This is a genomic window from Bacillota bacterium, assembly GCA_013314855.1.
In the GTDB taxonomy this organism is placed as follows: Bacteria; Bacillota; Clostridia; order Acetivibrionales; family DUMC01; genus Ch48.
In genome coordinates this window covers 1-6,469 of the sequence record JABUEW010000170.1, presented here as the reverse complement: position 1 = coordinate 6,469, position 6,469 = coordinate 1, and the positions used below count along the sequence as shown (strand labels likewise).

The following is a 6,469-nucleotide window of genomic DNA, read 5'->3' as shown; positions in this document are numbered from 1 at the left end:
AAATACACAAAACCCCGCTCGAGATGAGTCCCACCAGGAGAATACTGTTGTAACTATAGCTTTTAATCCTGCCTATAAAAACCGAACCTAAAGCCATGGCTATCCCCGTCAGGGAAAACATTATCCCAGCTGTCAGATCGGATTTTGAAACAGCCAGTTCACTGACACGCAGCGGAAGCATCGCCGTAAACATAAAAGTGGAAATATGCAAAACTACCATACTCACAAAAAACACCTGCAGCATCCGGTTTTTTAAGACCAGCTGCAAATCTTGAAATACTGTTGTTCTTTCTGTCTGCTTGTGGATTTTTTCCTCAGTACCCAATATGGAAATGGTGGTTGCTGCAAATAATATCCCGGCAGATGCCAGCATATTGTTTTTAATCCCGATATACTGGACCAGGGCTCCGCCTACAAAAGGTCCCATGATGCTGCCGATGGCAATAAAAGAATTGATTATCCCCAGAGCAAATCCCATCTTGTCCTGTGGAGTATTGGATACTGTCAACATGATGGAGGTGGGAATAAAACCTCCCAGAAAACCGTATAAGATTCGACATAACAGGAGTTGCCAATGATTGCCGGCAAAAGCCATAAGAATAGCTATAACTACCAGTCCGTACCCTGACCGGGCCAGCATTATCCTTTTTCCGTAGCGGTCCGCCAGCGACCCCCAAACAGGGGCTACCAAACCACTTGCCAAAAATGAAGCTGATACCAGTATCCCCGTCCAAAGCGATATATTATCTTTAAGTCCTGTTGATACAAGCATATTCGGGAAGAAAGGCAAAAACATGGTAAAAGAGATATTAGCAATAAAAGCACCTATGGAAAGGGACCTAAGATTTCGCTGCCAGTACAAACATACCATCCCTCTCTTGTCTGAATAAATCTATTATAGCAAATAGGGAGCTATTTTTGAAAAACAGAAAAGACGCAAGTTATTCCTGCGTCTTCCACCATAACCTTACACGGTCGAGAGGCCAGTAGGTAATGAGCGCTTTGCCTTCAACGCTTTTCAGGTCGGCAAACCCCCATTCATGCGAATCGTAAGAACGGTTTCGGTTATCACCCAGCACAAATATTTTTCCGGGAGGAACCTCTTTCTTTTCGTAGGTATAGTTCATTGCTTCCGCCAGGTAGGGTTCTTCCTTGGGAACCCCGTTTACATATAATTTGCCGTTTTTTACCTCTACCGTATCGCCGGGAAGGGCAATAAGTCTTTTGATTAAATCCTCCTTTAACCCTGAACTGGCAGGAGGCTTAAAAACTATAACATCCCCTCTATTCAAACCGGAGATACGATGACTTATCTTCTCCACAAATAACCTGTCCCCCGGTATAATCGTAGGTACCATGGACGTGGTCGGGACAATCCTGGTATCCAGCACAAAAGTCCTGATAATTACAACAAGGATTATGGCAATAAGTATTGTGTAAATCCACTCTTTAATCTCCTGTTTACTCATCCCAGCACCACTTTCTATTTGCATTTGTTGGAAAACGCTCACTTAATTAGTATACATGAAAACGTCAAAAAGCTCCAGCCTGATTATATGGCTGCAGAGCTGACGCATGAAAATAATTAAAAATCTCGCGATGTCTGAAACTGGAGTTTTTACCTTTTCACCAATACATTTTTCAGGGAAAATCCCGGTCCATTCGCGGCAACACATTCTTTCCAGACTGCTTATACACGTTTTAAAATGCCGGGCATCTTCAAACGGGCAGACGGGTAGCGTCGCATAACGTTTCCATTTGTTTGTGTAGGTTCGTTATGCCGCTGACGGGCTTGTTTTCCAGTTTTCTTCATACACCAGTCGCAATTGGCCGTGTGATTTTATCAACCTACGAAGGCGCTGTGTATCCAATTCCCTGTGAGTCATGACTATGCGAAATTTCTCGATGCATGACTGAATACCGAATTCTTTAACATGGTCGATTAGGGAAATTGAATGAAGCACCATTTCATTTAGCATTCTGGCAATGTGCATGAGGTAATGATACCCCCGCATCGCATTCCAATCATGTGAAAAAATGTGTTCATAGTGGTATCCTTGATGCTTCTCTTTCAAAATATTGTTCTCATGAAGCCAGCGTTTCCGCGCTGCCAGATTGCAGCGTTCATGGATATTCTTGCGGTTAATAGGATTGCTGGATATCCAGGCGTGACGAGTGGTTTTTGTTATGACACAGCCCTTTTTATCGATTTCTTCCCAGCTTTCCTCGCACGTCACCACATGAATTGTCAGTATTTTGCGTTTGCCATACTCATACTCGATCCCGTTGGCCCACCGGAATATTTGCCGCCGCCCCTGCCATATTCGCTCATAACGGCACTCCCCTTTGCTATCCAGACGCATTAATCCTTTTGCTTCTTCCCATACTGTCGGGAGTGATTTGTCTTTGAGCACGATCATAAATTCCCACTTGTTTTTACGGCAGACTTCCATAACCGGGCCCTTCGCGTATAGCCCATCCAAAAGTAAGGTTAGCGGTAGTTTCTGAAACTCCTTTTTCAGCCGCTTGACCAAGCGATGAAATGCTTTCAATTCACAGTCTTGTTTCCATTGTTCATCGTTTTCGATGGCTTCTAATTCCATATTGTTTTCCAAAAATACACTTATCAGCGGTAGAACCATGCCATTAGTAAAAATCAGAACCGCTTCCAGAACATAGGCATAATATTGGTATTCGCCGTCTTTACCCTTAATTTTCCGGCGCAGATAACGTTCATCCCAGCATTCGTCCATAATCTGTTTCTCCGTACCATCCACAGCCACGAGATACTTTTTATGGTGCAACAGGTTTCGAAACTTCTTTCTACGAATCAACTTTCTCAGCATATCGAGATAGAGGCTTTCGATTCTATCCACTTCAATCTTTTCCAATAAGCGGCACAGGGTATCCTGGTGCGGCATTTCCGTTAATTCTTCAAAAACGGCTTGTAGGTTTTTTAGCAACTGCGGAGTTGTCATTTCTTGATTTGTCTCTCGCCTTGACTTCATTTGAAACAGAAACATCAGTATTCCATAGAACATCATCACTGTCATTTGATGTTTGATTTTCTTCGGATTTCGCGGGTCAGGAATCTGTGCCAATTTCTTAAGCAGTCCCGGCAAAAGTTGCACGTATACTTTCAGCTTCTCTTCGGTCTCATATTGGATGGCCGCTTTTTCTTCATTCACTGTTTTTAGGTTGCTCTTACGGTTCGGAAGCGTATAGGTGGGAGGATATTGCTTCCCCTGTTTTTTCTGTTGTCCCTTAAGTTCCAGCTGTTTTCTCCTACGCTCAGAACGGGTTAGAGCGGCGACCATTGATTGAATGGTTTCGCTCATTGGACGCCCTTGCTTTCCCCGCATAGAATCGCCCGAAAGTCGCGGCGAAGCGGATACACGTATATATGCTTGGTGGAAGATAAATATTGGGTATACCGATCCATTCGTCCCCGTCCCGAGGTTTCTCCCAACAGCATCCAGTTCGCTGCTTTGTAGCAAGTGCCTTGATATTGGGCGATATCCACAAAGGTTTCCAATAAAACTGGCCTAAACCCATACCGTTCCTGCCAATCTATGGAAACTTGCCTGACAGCCAAGGACAGCGCCTTGCTCGCCAGATTCTTCACCTTCACCCAGGGAAAAATGAGAAAGCGGGTATTATTAACGATTAGATGCAATCTTTGGCTACGGTCTGCTTCATTCCAGCCGATCCAGTGATCGCGGTCCGCTAATGCCCAAGCTGACGCGGCAAACAAAAGGCATCCCAGCCGCCGATATCCACCCTGAACTCTAGAGACAATAAAATATCTTTGATGAGCTCCAAACGGACGTTTATATCTCAAAATGTGATAGCGCTGGATGTATTCATTCCACAGGTGGATATCATCCGACTTGCGAACTGCCTCGATTTCGATAGGCTCAAATTCAGATACAATTCCCACCAGCTCTGCCTCAGCTTCTGTGCGTGCTCCGGGTATAACCAGTTGTTTAGATGGTGTGTACTTTCTTATCTCCGGTAACTCTAATACACCACGAGCATCAAGTTTCTCCAAGAGTTGACCACAAGCTTCAACTTTATATCGTCCGTTGGGGGAAACCCATTTTAAATGCTCACAAATTGTATATGCTAATTCTTTACGGCTAAGAGATGGGAACATCCGTACTGTTTCTCGGATGTCCTCCAGTTCCTGAAAGGTAAACTTCCGTCCACATAGCAGGACTGGCTCTGATTCGAGCATGTGGTTCATAGTGGGGCCTCCCTTAATACATTTTCCCACACTTATTATCTCATATCCTGAAAAAGCTGTTCAGTCCTTTTTTGCGATGATTTTTTTCTCACAGGCACCGGTAACTTCCGGCTAACCTGGGTAATTAAATTCATGCGTCAGCTCTGAATTTGATGAATTTTCATTGAAGCCAAGTCTTCCTCCGCAATATCAAAAACCATTCCGGTAGCTGGATTTGCCTCGGGAGTTTTACACCTCAATAAAAAATAAAAACCCTGAATCCCTTGGGCCAGAAGGCTTTAAGGGAAAAATTTTTTCTGTTTTTCGTCATTTTTCTGTAGCATAATTTGGCACAATATGGTATAATTAAAGGTATTAAGATTTGGGAGGTTCCCGTCATGTATTTGAAAAAAACGTATCGCAAACAATCAGGCAGAACTTATCTTGTTATCGCTCAGAAATATAGGGATCCGGTAACAAATATTTCTACTGATCGTACTATTAAGTCCCTGGGTTACTTGGACGAACTGGAAAAGATTTATGATGACCCTATTGCCCATTTTAAAGAAGTTGCCCGCAAGATGACCGAGGAGGAATCCTCCCAAAAAAAGCTGACTTTATCCGTCAATATGGAGGAGAAGCTTACCCTAGGTTCCGATTTAAGAAAGAATTTAGGCTATGCCGCAATCCTGAAGATTTACCACGAACTTGGGCTAGATGTGTTTTTTAAGAATAAGTCCAGGCATAAGAATTTTGAGTTTAATACGAATTCTATTATGATTTTGCTTGTGGTATCCAGGCTGCTTTCTCCCGGTTCCAAGAAAAAAGCTTTTGAGGAGAAAGACCGTTATTTTGAGCGTTTTGATTTTTCTTTGGCCGATGTTTACCGCAGTCTTTCCCATTTTTCGGAGATTGCCACCGATTTTCAAAGGTATTTAAATTCTCAGATCTCTGCAAAATACGGGCGCAATACGAAGACTATTTATTATGATGTGACGAATTTTTATTTTGAGACCGCGGAAACGGATGAGCTGCGCAAACTTGGAGTGTCCAAGGAGAAACGCCGCGATCCTATTGTGCAGATGGGGCTGGCTATGGATGCGGATGGGATTCCCTTGCACTATGAGTTGTTTCCGGGCAATACTTTGGATAAGGAGACGTTTCGCTCGGTTATTGGTGAAGTCAGGCATAATTATGATACGGGCAGGATTATTGTGGTTGCCGATATGGGGATTATTACGGGAGATAATATTTTTTATTTGCAGGGTAAGGAGAAAGGTCTGAATTTTAACGGGTATGTTTTTAGTTTTTCGGTCAGGGGTGGGACTAAGGCTTTTAAGGATTATGTTCTTGCTGCGGAAGGATACATAGATAAAGACGGCAAGCCCGCTGATGAGGATTCGGATTTTAAGATTAAGAGCAGGATTATTGCCCGGGATATTAATGTGACGCTGCCAAGCGGGAAAAAGAAGAAGCAAACGGTTTATGAAAAGCAGGTGGTTTTTTGGGGCAGAAAATATGCTTTAAAGGCTAAGGCTGAACGGGAAGAAGCTTTGAAGAAGGCTTATGATCTGGTTGTTAATCCCCAAAAATATACGAAGGCCACTTCTTACGGAGCGGCCAAGTATGTGAAGAATTTGAAGTTTGATGAGAATACGGGTGAAGTTCTTGAGGTTAAGGAACGGCCGGTTTTGGACCTTACTAAAGTAGCTGAAGAAGAGAAGTACGATGGTTATTACGCTATTGTGACTAGTGAGTTGGATATGTCTGATCTGGAAGTGATTGAGACTTACCGGGGGTTATGGGAGATAGAGGAGACTTTCCGGATTACTAAGGGAGTACTGGAAACGCGGCCGGTTTATGTGTCACTTAAGGATCATATTAATGCTCATTTTTTGACTTGTTTTATTGCTCTTGCTATTTTGCGTATTATCCAGAAGAAAACCGGCAAGCTTTATTCGGCTGAGAAGATTGTGGAGTGTTTGAACAGGATTTCCTGTTCTCATGAGCATGAGAATATTTATTTGTTTGATTACAGAAGCGAGCTTTCGGATGCTATTGGTCAAGCTTTGGGAATTGATTTCACGAATAAAAGGCTTCGCTTGGGAGATATTAAAAAAATTTTAGCTCAAGCTAAAAAATGAGGTTTTCCCCTACATTTTTGGGACAAATTTAAAAGACCGCTATCCCGCTTGTGGCAAGGGATTGCGGCCATTTTTCTGTGTGTTTGGTGTAAAAGTCAGG

General features: G+C 43.1%; 5 protein-coding genes. 1 reads left to right on the top strand and 4 read right to left on the bottom strand.

What is annotated here, in order from left to right:
* The 4 genes from HPY74_18975 to HPY74_18960 all read right to left on the bottom strand — a co-directional run.
* Positions 1-862: MFS transporter (locus HPY74_18975; protein ID NSW92696.1), on the bottom strand; the 862-nt coding region annotated here is incomplete at its 3' end.
* A gap of 79 nt (positions 863-941) precedes the next feature.
* A complete protein-coding gene (lepB, locus tag HPY74_18970) occupies positions 942-1,469 on the bottom strand; it encodes a signal peptidase I (protein NSW92695.1) in 528 nt (175 codons plus the stop codon).
* Between the two features lie 306 nt (positions 1,470-1,775).
* Complete coding sequence (locus HPY74_18965) at positions 1,776-3,338, bottom strand: transposase family protein (GenBank protein NSW92694.1); 1,563 nt, start codon at positions 3,336-3,338, stop codon at positions 1,776-1,778.
* Positions 3,335-4,246 (bottom strand): DUF4338 domain-containing protein, encoded by a 912-nt coding sequence (locus tag HPY74_18960; protein ID NSW92693.1) that lies wholly within the window; start codon positions 4,244-4,246, stop codon positions 3,335-3,337. Before HPY74_18960 ends, HPY74_18965 begins: the two co-directional genes overlap by 4 nt.
* Before the next feature lie 377 nt (positions 4,247-4,623).
* Between HPY74_18960 and HPY74_18955 the strand changes: the two genes are divergently transcribed.
* On the top strand, positions 4,624-6,369 hold the full coding sequence (locus tag HPY74_18955; GenBank protein ID NSW92692.1) for an IS1634 family transposase: 1,746 nt from the start codon (positions 4,624-4,626) through the stop codon (positions 6,367-6,369).
* The last annotated feature ends 100 nt before the right edge of the window (positions 6,370-6,469 follow it).

Coding starts and splice junctions, on each gene's coding strand:
- lepB (NSW92695.1), bottom strand. CDS start 1,469: ATGAGTAAACAGGAGATTAAAGAGTGGATTTACACAATACTTATTGCC.
- HPY74_18965 (NSW92694.1), bottom strand. CDS start 3,338: ATGAGCGAAACCATTCAATCAATGGTCGCCGCTCTAACCCGTTCTGAG.
- HPY74_18960 (NSW92693.1), bottom strand. CDS start 4,246: ATGAACCACATGCTCGAATCAGAGCCAGTCCTGCTATGTGGACGGAAG.
- HPY74_18955 (NSW92692.1), top strand. CDS start 4,624: ATGTATTTGAAAAAAACGTATCGCAAACAATCAGGCAGAACTTATCTT.